This is a genomic window from Halanaerobium kushneri (genome assembly GCF_900156285.1).
Lineage (GTDB): Bacteria > Bacillota > Halanaerobiia > Halanaerobiales > Halanaerobiaceae > Halanaerobium > Halanaerobium kushneri.
The window spans coordinates 22,989-39,401 of sequence record NZ_FTNC01000018.1 but is presented as its reverse complement, the minus strand read 5'-3'; the positions used below and the strand labels follow the sequence as shown (position 1 = coordinate 39,401).

The following is a 16,413-nucleotide window of genomic DNA, read 5'->3' as shown; positions in this document are numbered from 1 at the left end:
ATGTTAGTTAATAAGAGTCAGCAGGTATTGGAAGATCTTAAATTAATTTTCTCACAGCTTAAAGAAAAAGAAATAAATGAGTTTAAAGATTTAATTTACAAATCAGAAAGATTATTTTTTGCTGCTGCAGGCAGGTCAAAACTTATGCTTAAGGCAGTTGCTATGCGTTTTATGCAGTATGGTTTTGAGATTTATCTGGTTGGAGAAACTAATACTCCTGCTTTTAGAGAAAATGATTTACTAATAGTTGCAAGTGGGTCGGGTGAGACAAAAAGTACAATTTTATTTGCGGAAAATGCTAAAAATATCGGTGGAAAAATAGCCTTGATTACTGCCAGTAAAAATTCAACTCTTGCTAAAATATCAGACCAGATTGTTGAAATTCCAGTCAATAGAGTAATCTCTGAAAAGGAAAAATCACTTCCAGGAGGCAGCTATTTTGAAGAGGCTCTACTTATTTTGGGCGATAATTTAATTATCAGTATTGTAGAACAAAGAGAAATTAAAAATGACAAATTATATCAAAGACATGCAAATCTTGAATGAATTTTGCAAATTGTTACTAACTTGACTTTTTAAATAAAATATGATTATTATTAGTAAGCAAATTAGATAATAATTTTAGTAAAAGGAGATTAAATATGAGTGAGCATCTTTGGTCAGAGATTAATAAAGATAGTCCGGTACCTCTTTATTATCAGATAAAAGAAAGTATTCAGGAGGCACTTGACGAAGGGATTTTTAAAGTTGGCGAATCCATACCGTCTGAGATGGAGTTGTGCAGTATCTTTGAAGTCAGTAGGCCTACAGTCAGGCAGGCAATCAGCGAACTTGTCAGCGATGGTGCTTTAAGAAAAGAGAAAGGTAAAGGTACTTTTGTTGCCAATAAGAAGTTTAATTATGGTTCAATGCAGGATATTGTAACTTATTATGATAAGTTAATTCAACGAGGTTATGACCCCCAGACTGATATTTTAGAAAAAAATTTAATTAAGGCAAGTAAAAAGTTAAGTGAGAAATTACAGCTTAAATTACATGAAGAAGTAATTAAAATTAAAAGATTAAGAAAAATCGATCAAGAACCGATTGTAATAATTACAAACCACATTCCCTATAAATTATGCCCGAAGTTAATGGAAATTGATTTAAAAGATAAATCATTATACAGAGTAATTGCTGAAAACTGTGGTTATAAATTACAGCGTTCTGAAGTGGTTTTTTATCCAGGCCTGGCAGACAAAATTGAAGCTGAGCTTCTGCATCAACAAAAAGGAGATCCACTGCAGGTGATTAATACCGTTTCTATTGCCCAGGATGGTGTGTTATTTGATTATTTTGAATCTAAATTTAGAGGTAATTATGGTAAGATCTATTCAATAGTTGAAAATTAGCTAATTTAACTTCAACTGGAGTTTAAAAAATTTATCTTAATAAAAATTAGTTTTTCAATATAATTTATTTTCATAAAATTCTTGCAACAGGAAGAGAAATAATTTATAATAATAATTGAGGTAGCAAAATATTTTTTTGGGCTAACCTGTAATTACATCTTTACATCACTTTTCGAAATATTCACTAATTTTGAAAGGGGGCGAACTTTAAACAAAGCATTATTATTAGGCTTATAAGTCAGAATATTTTCAAAAAAATAAGGGGGTAGTTTTTTCAAATGATTAAAAATTCAAGAATGTTGACAGTATTGGCGTTAATTGTGGTCTTTACTTTTGTTTTTACTGCAGGTACTTTTGCTCAGGAATATGATATAGCCGTAATAATTAAGGCTACAGATTCTGGTTTCTGGCAGGATGTGCTTACAGGTGCTAAAGCAGCAGACGAGAAACTTGATAATGTTACAATTACCACCCACGGACCTACTTCTGAATCGCAAATTGCCGAGCAGGTTGCTATTTTAGAAAATGTTATTACCAGACAGCCTGATGCAATTGTAATGGCTTCAACAAGTTCGGATGCAAGTGTTCCTGCTCTTGAGAGAGCTTATGATCAGGGAATTAAAATTATTACAATTGACAACAAAGTAAATACTGATAAAGTTCATTCTCACCTTGCTACTGACAATATTGTTGGTGGTAAATTGGCTGCAGAAATGTTTGTTGAAATGGCCAAAGAGCATGGTAAATCAGTAGATTCTGGTAAAGTTGGTTTAATAAGTGCTATGGCTGGAGTTCAGGTTCTTTCAGATCGTGATGAAGGTTTTATCACTGGTTTAAACGAATATGCTCCTGGTTTAGAAATCTTAGAAACCCGCTATGTTGATAATAGAATTCCAGAAGCTTTAAGTACTGCGGAAGATATTCTGACAAGTCATCCAGAAGAACTGGTTGGATTTTTTGCCGATAATAACCATACTGGTGCTGGTGTTGCCAGAGCAATTGCTGAAAGAGGTATTGCCGAGGAAATTCCAGTAGTTGCTTTTGATGCTGATGACGCAGAAAAAAGAGCTCTAGAAGAAGGTACAATTGATGCTTTAATTGTTCAGGATCCATTTAGAATGGGATATGATGGAGTTCGTTATGCAGTAAGAGCAATTGAAGGCGAAGAACTGCCAGCATATGTTGATACTGGTGTTACAGCAGTAACCAGAGAAAATATGGATGACGAAGAAATTCAGAATTTATTAAATCCTGATCAGAGAGCAAAAGCGGTGTTAGCAGAATAACTATTAAACAAATTATACCGCCCGGCATCGGGCGGTATAACTTAATTAAATTTTTTTCATTTTAAAAATTATATTGCACAAATTTTGTTTATTTTAATTTAATATGATCGAGGGGGTAATTTAATGAACTTTACCAAAGAAGAAATCGCTAAAACAATTGACCATACCTTTTTAAATCCAGATGGAAGAATGGCAGATATAGAGAAATTATGCGAGGAGGCAGCCGAATATGGATTTGCTTCTGTAGCAATTGCTCCTGATTTTGTTGAATATGCAGCTAAAAAGCTGGCAGGGACAGGTGTAGAAATTGATGGTACAGTTGGTTTTCCACTCGGCTATAATACAACAGCCGCAAAAGTATTTGAAGCCAGAGAAGAAATTGAACTGGGAGCAACAGAATTAGATATGGTAGTTAATATTGTTGCTGTAAAAGATCATAACTGGAATAAAGTTAAAGACGATATTCAACAGGTAGCTGAAGTCTGTAAAGATATTACTTTTAAAGTCATTTTTGAAACCTGTTATTTAACAGAAAATGAAATAAGAAAACTGGCAGAAATTTGTCTGGAAATTAAGGAAGTTGATTATATTAAAACATCTACCGGTTTTGGTCCCGAAGGGGCAACAGCAGAAAATGTAAAAATAATGAAAGAAGTTGTTGGTGATCAAAAGAAAGTTAAAGCGGCTGGAGGAGTAAGGACACTGGCTGATTATAAAAAAATGATAGAAGCGGGTGCTTCCCGAATTGGAAGCAGTTCAGGTCTCAAGATTATTGCAGAACTGGATGAATAAAAATTATTATGATTGATGGAAGGAGGAAAGTCATTGTCTCAAGAAGAATATGCAGTAGAAATGGAAAATATTACTAAAACTTTCCCGGGAGTCAAAGCTCTTGATCAGGTTAATTTTAAAGTAAAAAAAGGTGAAATACATGGTCTGGTAGGAGAAAATGGCGCGGGTAAATCGACCCTGCTTAAAATATTAATGGGGGTTCATCAAAAAGACTCAGAAAGTGGAGATATCCTTTTAAACGGAAAGAAAGTAGAAATTAATAATCCTATCATGGCTGAAGAACACGGCCTGGCAGCAGTTTATCAGCATATGATGCTTGCTCCCAAGCTGTCTGTAGCAGAAAATATATTCTTAGGTCAGCAGCCAACAAAAAATGGCATAGTTAATTGGGAATATATGTATCAGGAAACAGCAAAATTACTTAAATCACTTGATTTAGATGAAATCAATCCCAGAGCAAGATTAGATACTTTAACTAATGTACAGCAGGAAATGGTTGCTATCTCAAAGGCTATTTCTCATGAGGCAAATATTTTGATCTTTGATGAGCCAACCGCTTTACTGGCTGAAAAGGAGACAGAGGAACTTCATGATACAATGCTGGACCTGAGAGAAAAGGGAGTTTCCATTATATACGTTAATCACAGACTTGATGAGGTATTTGAGGTCTGTGATCGGGTAACTGTTCTTAGAGATGGCAAGTATATTGGAAGCAGAGAAATTTCGGAAGTTAAAGAAGATGATTTAATCACTATGATGGTTGGACGAGAAATTGGTGATTTATATTATAAAGAGGAGATTGAAAAAGGCGAAAAGATTCTGGAAGTGAATAATCTCAATAGTGGTAAAAATGTTAAAAATGCCTCTTTTGAACTACACAAGGGAGAAGTACTGGGCTTCTTTGGTTTAATTGGAGCCGGTAGAACTGAACTTCTACGGACAATTTTTGGTGCTGATAAGATTGATTCGGGAGAAATTAAGATTAATCAAAAGGAAATAAAAATTAGAAAGCCAATTGACTCTATTAAAGCAGGAATTGGATTGATTCCAGAAGACAGACAGAAACAGGGACTGGCCTTACCGCTGAGTGTGCAGGATAACTGTACTCTAGTTAGCTCAATCTATTCAAGCAATTTGGGAGTTCTTGATAAAAAGAAAGAAGAAAAAGAAACTAAAAGAAATGTTGATGAACTAAACATTAAAACTCCATCGATAAGACAGAAAGTAAAGTTTTTAAGTGGAGGTAACCAGCAGAAGGTGGTTATTGCAAAATGGTTAAATGTTGATGCTTCAATTCTCTTTTTTGATGAATCAACGGTAGGTATTGATATTGGTGCAAAAAAAGAAATTTATAAATTGATGGCTGACTTATTAAAAAATGATAAAGCTATAATATTCATTTCTTCTTATCTTCCTGAATTATTGGGGGTATGTGACAGGATTGCTGTAATTTCAGAAGGTGAAATTACAGGTATTTTAGATAGAGAAGAAGCTACTGAAGAAAAATTATTACAATTAGCTACTGTATAAATTAAAAGGATGGTGTATTTAAAGTGGAAGAAAAAACAGTACAAGATAATAAGTTACTTAATTATTTTAAAAACAATCTTTCTAAAGCCACTTTGTTTCTGGTTTTATTTGTAATGTGGGGAATATTGTCTATTTTAAGTCCATACTTTTTTACCTATAATAATATTTTTAACCTGGTACGGCAGACATCAGTTATTGCAGTTGTAGCTACCGGTATGACTTTTGTAATTATTTCTGGTGGTATTGATTTATCTGTAGGTTCCATTGTTGGCGCAAGTGGTATTATAGTAAGTATGCTCTTAATTAATGGGACTCCAATTCTGCTAGCAGTTTTAATTACTCTCTTAATTTGTCTGGGTTTAGGGGCTGTCTCCGGAATGTTTATCTATGAGGGTAATGTACCTCCTTTTATTGCCACTTTAGGTATGATGAGTATGGCAAGAGGCCTTGCCCTGCTTTTAAGTGGAGGTCAGATTTTAACCGGACTGCCCAGGTCTTTTATCAATTTTGCTCAGGTTACATTTCTGGGAATTCCAATGCTGACAATTGTTTTGATAGTAGTAGTTGCAGCAGCCTTTTTTGTTTTAACTAGAACTCGTTTTGGCCGCAATGTTTATACAATTGGAAGCAGTGATGAAGTAGCAAGATTATCCGGTATTAATATGCGGGTAAATTATTATGCAATCTATATGTTAAATGCTTTTCTTTCCGGGGTAGCCGGAATTATGCTTACTTCTCGCTTATCTTCTGGAATCCCTACTTCTGGTAATATGTATGAGCTGGATGCAATTGCTTCGGTTGTAATTGGGGGAGCAAGTTTATCCGGGGCTGAAGGTTCAGTTTTAGGTACCATTATTGGTGCCCTGATTATGTCAACTCTCCGCAATGGTGGAAACTTACTTGGTGTTGACCCATTTTGGCTTAGAATGGCTACAGGTTTACTGATAGTGCTGGCAGTATTATTTGATCAGGTACGGAAAAAACAATAGGCAGGAGGGATCAATTTGTCTAAAACAAAAATTACAGTTATCGGCAGCAATATGATGGATTTAATTACAAACATTAATCGGATGCCTCGTCTGGGAGAGACAATTGAAGCTCCTGATTTTGATCTTGGCTTTGGTGGTAAAGGAGCCAATCAGGCTGTTGCGGCAGCTAAGATTGGATCTGAGGTAGTGATGCTTTCCAAAGTTGGAGATGGATTATTTGGTAGAGAAGTAATTAAGAATTTTAAGAGTTTCGGTATTGATACAGAATATGTTGAAGTGGTTAAAAATACTACCAGTGGAGTTGCTCCAATTTTTGTTGATAAAGATGGTAATAACAGAATTTTAATTGTCAAAGGAGCCAATGCCCATTTAAAGCCAGCTGATATAGATAGAGCTAAAGATAAAATTCTGGGCAGTGACTTTATTCTACTGCAGTTAGAAATTCCGCTGGAGACAGTATATCATGCTATCGATTTTGGAGTTGAAAATGAGATACCGGTTATTTTAAACCCGGCTCCGGCTGCAGAACTGGACTTTAAATATGTCAAAAAAGCTTCGATTTTTATTCCCAATGAAACAGAATTAGAAACAATTACCAAAATGCCGGTTGATAGCCTGGAAAATATTAAAAAGGCTGCGGAGTCACTTTTAACCCAGGAACTTGAAAAAATAATTGTAACTATGGGAGAAAAGGGTTCACTGCTGGTCTCAAAAGATATTACAGAATTAGTTCCCGCTTATCAGATTGAACCAAGGGATACAACAGGTGCTGGAGATGCTTTTATTGGCAGTTTTGCAAATTTCTATGCAGAAACAAAAGATATTTTAAAAGCTATGGAGATGGCCAATAAATATGCTGCCCTCTCAACTCTTAATACAGGCACCCAGAAATCTTTTTACAGCAGAGAAGATTTTGAAAAATACTTTGAATAGATAAATGCTAAATAAAAAGTTTTAAACATTATCTGATCAAACAGGAGGTATTATATTATGGGGAAATATATTTTAGCCCATGATTTTGGTACAACAGGAAATAAAGCAACTTTATATAATAGTGAGGGTCAGCTTGTTGGCAGTCATTTATCTGAATATGAAACTTTTTATCCAGAGGTTAACTGGGCGGAACAGAATCCGGCTGACTGGTGGCAGGCAGTCTGTAAGTCAACAAAGGAATTGATTTCTGAAAGCGGAATTAAAAAAGAAGAAATTGCTGTCATTAGTTTTAGTGCTCAAATGATGGGCTGTCTACCCTTAGATAGGAATGGAGATCCTCTGCGACGCTCAATTATCTGGGCTGACCAGCGAAGTACAAAGCAGGCAGATAAACTCAGAGATAAAGTAGGAGCAGAAAAGGTTTATCAGATAACAGGGCATCGAGTTAGCCCCGCTTATTCGGTAGAAAAAATAATGTGGATTATGGATAATCAGCCCGAAATTTATGAGAAGACATATAAGTTTGTTCATGCCAAAGATTATATAGTTAATAAGCTGACCGGTGAATTTGTAACAGATTACTCTGATGCCTCAGGTATGAACCTCTATGATATTAATAAAAAAGAATGGTCAGCCGAGATAATTTCTGCAGTTGGCCTGGATAAGGAGAAACTGCCGGAGGTGAGATCATCTTTTGACATTATAGGTAAAGTCCAAAAAGAAGCTGCAGAAGAGATTGGCCTTAAAGCAGGTACACCGGTAGTTTTAGGTTCTGGAGATGGGGCGGCAGCAGGAGTTGGTGCTGCAGTTGTCAGAGAGGGAAGTGCCTATAATTATATTGGTTCGTCTTCCTGGATTGCCCTGGCCACCGAAAAGCCAATTTTAGATCCAGAGCAGCAAACTTTTAACTGGATCCATATGGACCCTGAAATGTATATGCCCTGTGGAACCATGCAGTCGGCCGGAGCCTCCTATAACTGGTTAAAAAACACTCTCTGTCAGGTAGAAGAGCAGGCTGCTCAGAATTTAGATCTTAGTGTTTATGAGCTGATGAATCTTTCAGTAGAAGATTCAAATCCCGGTGCCAATAACCTTCTTTATTTACCCTATTTGATGGGAGAGAGAAGTCCCCACTGGAATCCAAATGCCAGGGGAGCCTTTATTGGTCTGACTCTAAGACACGACAGAAAAGATATAATCCGATCAGTTTTGGAAGGAGTTACTTTCAACCTTAAAATAATCAGTAAAATCTTTGAAAATGAAATTGATTTTTCTCAGATTAGAGTTATTGGTGGTGGAGCAAAGGGCAGAACCTGGCGCAAAATAATGGCCGATATCTATGATAAGGAAGTTTTAATGCCAGAAATTCTGGAAGAAGCTACTTCTCTTGGGGCAGCAATTGCCGGGGGAGTTGGAGTCGGAATTTTCTCCGGAGTTGAGGTAGCAGAAGAATTAAATCCGATAGTGGAAAGACAGTTGCCAGATCCAAAGAATGTGGAGAAGTACAAAAAGCTTTATCCGGTCTTTAAAGATGCCTATTTATCTCTTGTCGGGGTCTATGACAGCCTTTCGAAAATTGATTAGGATTGCTTAAACTGGAATTTGGATCGAAATAATTTTAAAAAGCTGAGAATTTAATTTTTAGTGTTGATAAATTGGAGGGGTTAAAGTGCTTTATAGAAAATTAGGTAGTTCTGATTTAGAAGTCTCAGTTCTGGGCTTTGGCTGCTGGCCGGTGGGGAATGACTGGACAGAAGCCAACGATAAAAGTTCTGTAGAAACAATTAGAGAAGCGATTGAGTTGGGGGTAAATTTCTTTGATGTGGCTCCGGTCTATGGTTTTGGCCATGCAGAAAAAGTGCTCGGTGAAGCTATCAACGGAAAAAGAGATCAGATTTATATTGCCAGCAAATGCGGACTGCGCTGGGATGATTCCAAAAGAATAACCCGCAATCTTTCGCGTAAGAGTATTTTAGAAGAAATTGATTTGACTTTAGGCAGGCTGGATATAGATTATCTGGACCTCTATCAGCTGCATTGGCCCGATCCGAATACCCCTTTAGAAGAAACAATTTCTACCTTAAACGAGCTAAAAGAAAAGGGAAAGATCCGCAATATAGGCTTAAGTAATTATAATGTATTTTTGATCAAAGAGGCCCGAAAATATGGAGAAATTGTAAGTGATCAGGTTCTATATAATATGATAGACAGAAATTCTGATCACTATCACGATTTACCCCTAAACTACAGAACAGAGACAGAAATTTTACCCTATGCTGCAGAAAATGAACTGGGTGTAATTCCCTACAGTCCGCTCTGTCAGGGATTATTAACCGACAGTTTTGAAATCGAAAGACTTAATAATGGTGATGTAAGAACAGCCAATCCCGAACTTAGAGGTGAAAAGCTTCAGCATAATCTAAAAAAAGCGGCTGAGGTTAGAAAAATTGCTAAAAAGTTAGGAAAACCGATGGTGCAGCTGGTTTTAAACTGGCTTGCTGCTAAAAAAGGAATTTCGACAATTATTGCCGGCCCAACTAATGTGGAAGAGGTTAGAGAAAATGTCAGAGCCTTTGATTGGGAGCTGGATCCGGAGATAAGAACTGAGATTGACAATATTCTAGAGGAATAAGTTGATTTAAGTTTTTGATTATCTGAATATTAGTTTCAGCCATAAATAATTTTAAGAAAATTATTCTGAGAGTCTAATTTATCGAAAGGGGAATGATATTATGAAACGCAAGGGTATTTTAAACCGTGAAATTAGCAGAATTTTGGCCAGTCTGGGGCATGGACAGTATTTATTAGTCTGTGATGCCGGCTTTCCGATTCCAGAAGAAGCTGACTGTGTTGACCTCTCTTTGAAAAAAGGAATTCCTGATCTGCCAACAGTTTTGAGTACTATCAATGAGGAATTTATTAGTGAAAAGGTAATGTTTGCTTTTGAAGTACCTGAAAATAACGCACCTCTCTATGCTGAATTGGAAAGAATCTTTCCGGAAGTCGACTTTGAAGAAATTTCACATGAAAGAATTTTAAATGAAATTGCCTATGAAGCGCGGGCAATAATCAGAACCGGCGACTATAATCCCTGGGGAAATATTGTGCTGCAGGCAGGAACAGATCCTTATGCCTGGTTTGAAAAGGAAGGTTTAAAAATGCCTGATTTTTATAAAAAGCGGATTAAAGATATTGAAGAAACAGGAAAGAGAGATATGTTTTATAAGAGTGAGGAAGAATAGCTAGGAGGTAATCTATGGAGCTTTATGTTGATAGTGCAAATGTAGAAATAATAAAAGAATTAAATCAGTGGCTTCCTCTGGATGGAGTTACAGTTAATCCATCTATTGTTGCTGCTGAAGATAAAGAACTATTTCCTCTACTGGATGAACTATTAAAGTTAAGCAAAAAGCATCTTCATGTTCAGGTTTTATCAGAAAAAAAGGAAGAAATAATTAAAGAGGCTGAAAAACTGCATTCAATTTCAGAAAAAATTGTGGTTAAAATTCCGGTCAGTCAGCAGGGACTGGCGGCAATAAAGGAACTTGACACAGAGAAAATTAAAATTACCGCAACAGCTATCTTTACTGTGACTCAGGCTTTTAGTGCAGCCAAAGCAGGAGCAGCTTATCTGGCTCCCTATGTCAGCAGGCTGGATAGAATAGAACAGTCTGGTGTTAAAATGGTCAGAGAAATGCAGGAGATGGTTGAGCTTAACGACTTTTCAGCAAAAATAATTACAGCCAGTATAAAAAATGCTAACCAGGTTAAAGAACTGATTAGAACTGGTGCTCAGGCGATGACATTGAGTCCGGAAATACTTATTCAATCTCATCAACATCCCCTGACTGATCAGGCTGTAGAAATGTTTAGAGATGACTGGATCAATAAATTTAAAAATTATAATCTTGACTCAAAATTAAAATAGAATTTAAATTACAGTCTTTAATCGAAATAATTTCAGAACTGAAATTGCTATTTTTTTGCTAAGCTGTAATTCAGACAATCCTGCCCTTAAATTTAGGCAGGATTGTTATTCTTCCGGCTGGAAAATTGATTTATCAGGCTAAAATATCATCAATTTTGATTTATGTAAAATGACTAAAAGTAAAAATAATAAAAAATAAAAGAATTATAAATTTTTATAAAAAAATAATCAGCTAATAATACAAACATAAAAAAGAATTAAACAAAAAAGTTAAGAAAAAACTTGAAATTATTTTTAATTTATTATACAATTCAAATAGTTGCAAAACATTTAACAATTTTAATAATTTAATAAAATAAGTTATATTTTTGAAATTAAGAAAAAATATAAAACTATTTAATTTTTTAATAAAAAATCTGAAAGGGGTTTCAGATGGTAACAATATACGATATAGCGAGAAAAGCAGGTGTTTCAATTACAACTGTATCTAGAGTAATTAATAATCATCCTTATGTTAAAGATGAGACAAAAGAAAAAATAGAAAAACTTTTAAAAGAAACAGGATATGTGCCAAATAGTAACGCAAGCAGTCTAGTTAGTAAAAAAACAAATACTATTGCCGTAATACTGCCAGATATTACAAATAGTTTTTTTGCGAATATTTTTAGAGGTGCTGAAGAAAGAGCCAATTCTCAAAATTTTACTGTAATATATGGAAATACAAATGAGGATTCTGAAAGAGAAAAACAATATATTAATACTTTTATTGAAAAAAGAGTTGATGGTGTGATTCTTGATCCGATTTCAACAGATTTAGATATTATTAAACCTCTGGAACAAAATGATATCCCCTTTGTCTTAATTGATCGAAATATTAAGGGGGCCAAAAAAAGTCATGTCGGGATTCATAATAAAAAAGAGGCATTTCGGATTGTTAATTATTTAATTGAGCAGGGGAAGAAAAAAATTGCCCTTATTTCTGCCTCAGAAGAATTGTCAGTATATAAAGATCGAAAAAAAGGTTATATAAATGCCTTAAAAGAATCAGGTTTAGATGTAGAAAATGATTATATAAAAATTGGTACTAAGCCAATAAAAGAAGTTGGCTATAACTTAACTAAAAAAATGTTGCAGTCATCAAAACTACCGGATGCAGTTTTTGCAGCTAATAACTTTTTGGCAGTTGGAGTTTATAATGCTCTAAAAGATTTAGATTATAGGGTGCCGGAGGATATCTCTATTGTATGTTTTGATGATTTTGACACAGGAACAGTTATTTCACCATTTTTTACCTCTATAATTCAGCCGGCGAGTAAAATGGGGACAGCAGCAATGGACTTATTATTAGATAAAATTGAAGGAGGGGATAATAAAAGTGAGCAGATTTATCTAAAAAGTGAATTGTGTATCAGAAAATCTACTTAAAAATAATTTTTTTTAATATTGAAATAATTATTTGAGATTGGGGTGACAAATAAGTGGAAAATGATTTAATACAAATGAACAACATTGAAAAATCCTTTCCAGGTGTTAAAGCACTTGATAAATGTAAATTCAACTTAAAAAAAGGTGAAGTTCATGCTTTAGTTGGTGAAAATGGAGCAGGGAAATCAACTTTGATGAAAGTTCTTACAGGAGTTTATAAAGAAGATGCAGGAGAAATTTTTCATAAGAATCAAAAAGTAGAGATTAATTCTCCGAAAAAAGCTCAAGATTTGGGAATAAGTATTATTTATCAAGAATTAAATTTAATGCCTCATCTTACTGTGGCTGAAAATGTATTTATAGGCAGAGAAGAAAAGAAAAATAAGTTATTTATTGATAAGAAGAAATTGAATAAGAAAACAAAAGACTTTTTAGATATGTTAAATATTAATTTAGATCCACAAGCAAAAGTAAAAGATTTGACTGTTGCAAAACAGCAAATGGTTGAAATAATTAAAGCTTTATCTTATCAATCAGAAGTTTTAATTATGGATGAGCCTACAGCTTCTTTGACTGATTCGGAAATTGAAGATCTATTTAGAATTGTAAGAAGATTAAGAAATGAAGGGGTAGGAATTATATACATATCACATAGGCTAGAAGAATTAAAGCAAATAACAGATCGTATAACAGTTATGAGAAATGGAAAATATATTGATACAGTTGCGACTAAAGAGGCTGAGATAGATAATATTATTAATATGATGGTTGGAAGAGAAGTATATGAGACTTCGAGTAATAAAAATTCAAAAAATGAAAATGAAGTTATACTTGAAGTTAAAAATCTAACAAGAAAAGGTGCTTTTAAAGATATTAGCTTCAATTTAAAAAAGGGAGAAATTTTGGGTATGTCAGGTTTGGTCGGTGCAGGAAGAACAGAGGTTGCAAGAGCTATATTTGGTGCTGATGAAATTGATGCTGGAGAAATTTATATTCATGGTAAAAAAGTCAATATTGATAGTCCCAGTAAATCTGTTGAAGTAGGTATAGGTTATCTATCAGAAGATAGAAAACGTTATGGATTGGCTTTAGGCCGTGATGTAGCAACTAATATTGTTTTAGCAAATATGAATGAATATATGAATAAGTTTGGATTTATGAAGGAAAATAAAATAGAGAAATTTGCTCAAAATCAGGTACAGCAGTTAAATATTAAAACTCCAAATTTAAAACAAGATGTTAAAAATTTATCCGGAGGTAATCAACAAAAAGTTGTTATTGGAAAATGGTTGGATAAAGATAGTGAAATTTTAATATTTGATGAACCTACTCGAGGAATTGATGTTGGTGCTAAAAATGAAATTTATAAACTTTTAAATAATTTAGTTGAAGAAGGAAAATCCATTATTATGATTTCTTCGGAATTACCAGAAATTTTACGTATGAGCCATCGAGTTTTAGTTATGTGTGAGGGAAGATTAACCGGAGAACTTGGTATTGAAGAAGCTACGAAAGAAAAAATTATGAAATTTGCAACAATGCGTAAATAAAAATAAGATATTGGAGGCAATAGAATGGATGCTAATGCTAAAGAAAAGAAAAAGCTAATTTCAGCCGATTCAAAACAAAAATTACTTGCATTTTCTAGTTTGATTATGATGATAATTGTATTTTCATTTGCTTCACCTCATTTTGCAACATTTTCTAATTTCATTGGAATTCTTATATCTACAGCAGTAACAGGTCTTTTAGCAATTGGTGTAACATTTATTATAATAACAGGGGGGATCGATCTTTCGGTTGGAACTGTAATGACATTTGGCTCTGTTATGACAGGGGTTATTATTACTTTTATGGGATTACCACTCTGGATGGGAGTGCTTGGAGGTTTACTTGCCGGCACATTAGCTGGAACTGTCAATGGTGCTTTAGTTGCTAAACTCAAAATACCACCATTTATTGCAACTCTTGGTATGATGATGGTTGCTGAAGGTCTGAATCTTGTTATTTCTGGTACTAAGCCAATTTATTTTATGCAAACCCCGGTATTTAGAAAAATTGCAATGGGAAAATTCATGAATATTCCACATGCAGTTTTTGTTTTCTTGGGTGCTGCATTTATTGCAGGTATTATACTAGATAAAACTGTATTTGGTAAATATACATATGCTATTGGTAGCAATGAAGAAGCAGTAAGATTATCAGGTGTTAATGTAGATAAATGGAAAATAGCTATATATGCTTTAGGCGGTTTTTTTAATGGTCTGGCTGGTGTAATTATGGCTTCCCGATTAAATTCAGCTCAACCTGCTCTGGGAGCTGGTTATGAATTAGAAGCAATTGCTGCAGTTGTAATTGGCGGTACTTCTTTAAGTGGAGGAAAAGGTACAATATTGGGAACAATAATTGGTGCTTTTATTATGAGTGTTTTGACAAATGGATTAAGAATTTTGTCTATACCGCAGGAATGGCAGACAGTTATTACGGGTGCTATTGTAATTATTGCAGTATATACAGACATTTTAAGAAGAAAGCAGTCTGCTTAATTTAATGTTATTAAGCCTATATAAAGGCTTTATAAAAAAATAATAGGAGGTTATATTTATGAAAAAAGTATCATTATTATTAGTTTTGTTGGCGGTTTTTATGGCGTTTACCGGGACGGCTTTTGCTCAAGATAAACCTTATGTGGCAATTGTTTCTAAAGGTTTTCAACACCAATTCTGGCAGGCAGTAAGACAGGGGGCAGAAGAAGCTGCACAAGATTATAATGTGGAAATTACTTATGAAGGTCCTGAAAGCGAATCTCAGGTTGCAGTTCAGATTGATATGCTGCAGACAGCAATGGATAAAGATCCAGATGCACTTGTTTTTGCAGCTTTGGATACTCAGGCAGCATTACCTCTAATTGAAGAAGCAGAGTCTAAAGAAATTCCAATAATTGCATTTGATTCAGGTGTTGATAGTGATATTCCTGTAACCACAGCTGCTACTGATAACTATGCAGCTTCAGCTTATGCAGCAGATAAAATGGCAGAATTAATTGGATATCAAGGTAAAGTAGCAGTTATTGTTCATGATCAGACAAGTGTTACTGGTGTAGAAAGAAGAGATGGATTTTTGGATAGAATGAAAAATCGCTATCCAGAAATTGAAGTTGTTGATGTTCAATATGGTGGAGGAGATCACTTAAAATCTACTGATTTAGCTAAGAGTATTATGGAAGCAAATCCCGATTTAGATGGATTTTTTGGTGCAAATGAAGGTTCAGCTGTAGGTGTTGTTAATGGTATAATGGAATTAGGTAGGGAAGATATAGCAACAGTTGGTTTTGATTCCGGAAGTATTTTGCTTAATGCAATTAGAAATGGAATTATGGATGGTGCTATTACTCAGAACCCTGTCGGTATTGGTTATAGAGCGGTAGAAGCAGCTGTTAAAGCAATGAATGGTGAAGAATTACCAGAAATGATTGATACAGGATTTTATTATTATAATGCAAGAAATATGGATTCAGAAATTCTACAACCTTTACTATATGAATAAAATTAGGACGCTTTAGCTTTATTTTATCAGTTTAATTGATCAATAATTTATTTTAATAGGCCGGGTTAATTATTTTGCCCGGCTTATTAAAATACATAGTAGTTATCAGCTCTGAAAAAATATGTTTCCCAGAAAAAGGAGTTATTTTATGTTAAAAGGAATTTCTAAAATTATCAGTCCTGAATTAATAAAGATTTTAATGGAAATGGGTCATGGAGATGAAATTGTAATTGCAGATGGAAATTTTCCGGCTGAAAGTAAAGGCCAGCGAGTTGTCCGTTTAGATGGACATAAGGTTCCAGAGGTGCTCAGTGCTATTTTAAAATTATTTCCTCTGGATTCATATGTAGATAATCCAGTGATTTTGATGGAAACTACAGTTAAAGATAAAGACTTAAAACCTCAGATTTGGGATAAATATAATAAGATAGTTAATAATAATTCTAATGATAAAATTGAATTTAAACAGATAGATCGATTTGATTTTTATAAAAGAGCAGAAAAAGCTTATGCAGTAATTGCAACAGGAGAAATGGCTCTTTATGCTAATATTATTTTAAAAAAAGGGATAATAACAGATTAGAATTAAAGTT

16 protein-coding genes are annotated in these 16,413 nt (G+C 34.3%); all 16 read left to right on the top strand.

Features of this window, described 5'->3' with window-relative positions; genetic code table 11:
- Window positions 1-546 carry a 6-phospho-3-hexuloisomerase gene (gene hxlB / locus BW929_RS11270; RefSeq protein WP_076545592.1) on the top strand — a complete coding sequence of 182 codons (546 nt, stop codon included), beginning with the start codon at window positions 1-3 and terminating at the stop codon, window positions 544-546.
- Window positions 547-641: 95 nt separating this feature from the next.
- A complete protein-coding gene (locus tag BW929_RS11265; RefSeq protein WP_076545591.1) occupies window positions 642-1,391 on the top strand; it encodes a GntR family transcriptional regulator in 750 nt (249 codons plus the stop codon).
- 278 nt (window positions 1,392-1,669) lie between these two features.
- On the top strand, window positions 1,670-2,677 hold the full coding sequence (locus BW929_RS11260; RefSeq protein ID WP_199505778.1) for an ABC transporter substrate-binding protein: 1,008 nt from the start codon (window positions 1,670-1,672) through the stop codon (window positions 2,675-2,677).
- 123 nt (window positions 2,678-2,800) lie between these two features.
- Window positions 2,801-3,469, top strand: coding sequence for a deoxyribose-phosphate aldolase (gene deoC / locus BW929_RS11255; protein WP_076545590.1), 669 nt, complete (start codon window positions 2,801-2,803; stop codon window positions 3,467-3,469).
- A gap of 33 nt (window positions 3,470-3,502) precedes the next feature.
- A complete protein-coding gene (locus BW929_RS11250; RefSeq protein WP_233493726.1) occupies window positions 3,503-4,999 on the top strand; it encodes a sugar ABC transporter ATP-binding protein in 1,497 nt (498 codons plus the stop codon).
- Window positions 5,000-5,022: 23 nt separating this feature from the next.
- Window positions 5,023-5,988 carry an ABC transporter permease gene (locus BW929_RS11245; RefSeq protein WP_076545589.1) on the top strand — a complete coding sequence of 322 codons (966 nt, stop codon included), beginning with the start codon at window positions 5,023-5,025 and terminating at the stop codon, window positions 5,986-5,988.
- A 15-nt stretch (window positions 5,989-6,003) separates the two neighbouring features.
- The gene (rbsK, locus tag BW929_RS11240; RefSeq protein ID WP_200805243.1) at window positions 6,004-6,921 is read left to right on the top strand and encodes a ribokinase; all 918 of its coding nucleotides are present in this window, start codon (window positions 6,004-6,006) and stop codon (window positions 6,919-6,921) included.
- A gap of 57 nt (window positions 6,922-6,978) precedes the next feature.
- A complete protein-coding gene (xylB, locus tag BW929_RS11235) occupies window positions 6,979-8,505 on the top strand; it encodes a xylulokinase (protein ID WP_076545588.1) in 1,527 nt (508 codons plus the stop codon).
- Window positions 8,506-8,590: 85 nt separating this feature from the next.
- Window positions 8,591-9,553: an aldo/keto reductase gene (locus BW929_RS11230; RefSeq protein ID WP_076545587.1), complete on the top strand. Its 963-nt coding sequence runs from the start codon at window positions 8,591-8,593 to the stop codon at window positions 9,551-9,553.
- 100 nt (window positions 9,554-9,653) lie between these two features.
- Entirely contained in the window at window positions 9,654-10,163 is a 510-nt protein-coding gene (gene rbsD, locus BW929_RS11225; protein ID WP_076545586.1) for a D-ribose pyranase, read from the top strand.
- A gap of 14 nt (window positions 10,164-10,177) precedes the next feature.
- The gene (locus tag BW929_RS11220) at window positions 10,178-10,849 is read left to right on the top strand and encodes a transaldolase family protein (protein ID WP_076545585.1); all 672 of its coding nucleotides are present in this window, start codon (window positions 10,178-10,180) and stop codon (window positions 10,847-10,849) included.
- Between the two features lie 432 nt (window positions 10,850-11,281).
- Entirely contained in the window at window positions 11,282-12,274 is a 993-nt protein-coding gene (locus BW929_RS11215; protein WP_076545584.1) for a LacI family DNA-binding transcriptional regulator, read from the top strand.
- 53 nt (window positions 12,275-12,327) lie between these two features.
- Window positions 12,328-13,824 carry a sugar ABC transporter ATP-binding protein gene (locus BW929_RS11210; RefSeq protein ID WP_143414038.1) on the top strand — a complete coding sequence of 499 codons (1,497 nt, stop codon included), beginning with the start codon at window positions 12,328-12,330 and terminating at the stop codon, window positions 13,822-13,824.
- 24 nt (window positions 13,825-13,848) lie between these two features.
- Complete coding sequence (locus BW929_RS11205; RefSeq protein ID WP_076545583.1) at window positions 13,849-14,820, top strand: ABC transporter permease; 972 nt, start codon at window positions 13,849-13,851, stop codon at window positions 14,818-14,820.
- A 58-nt stretch (window positions 14,821-14,878) separates the two neighbouring features.
- Window positions 14,879-15,820 (top strand): ABC transporter substrate-binding protein, encoded by a 942-nt coding sequence (locus BW929_RS11200; RefSeq protein ID WP_076545582.1) that lies wholly within the window; start codon window positions 14,879-14,881, stop codon window positions 15,818-15,820.
- A gap of 148 nt (window positions 15,821-15,968) precedes the next feature.
- Window positions 15,969-16,403 carry an L-fucose mutarotase gene (fucU, locus tag BW929_RS11195; protein ID WP_076545581.1) on the top strand — a complete coding sequence of 145 codons (435 nt, stop codon included), beginning with the start codon at window positions 15,969-15,971 and terminating at the stop codon, window positions 16,401-16,403.
- Window positions 16,404-16,413: the final 10 nt, after the last annotated feature.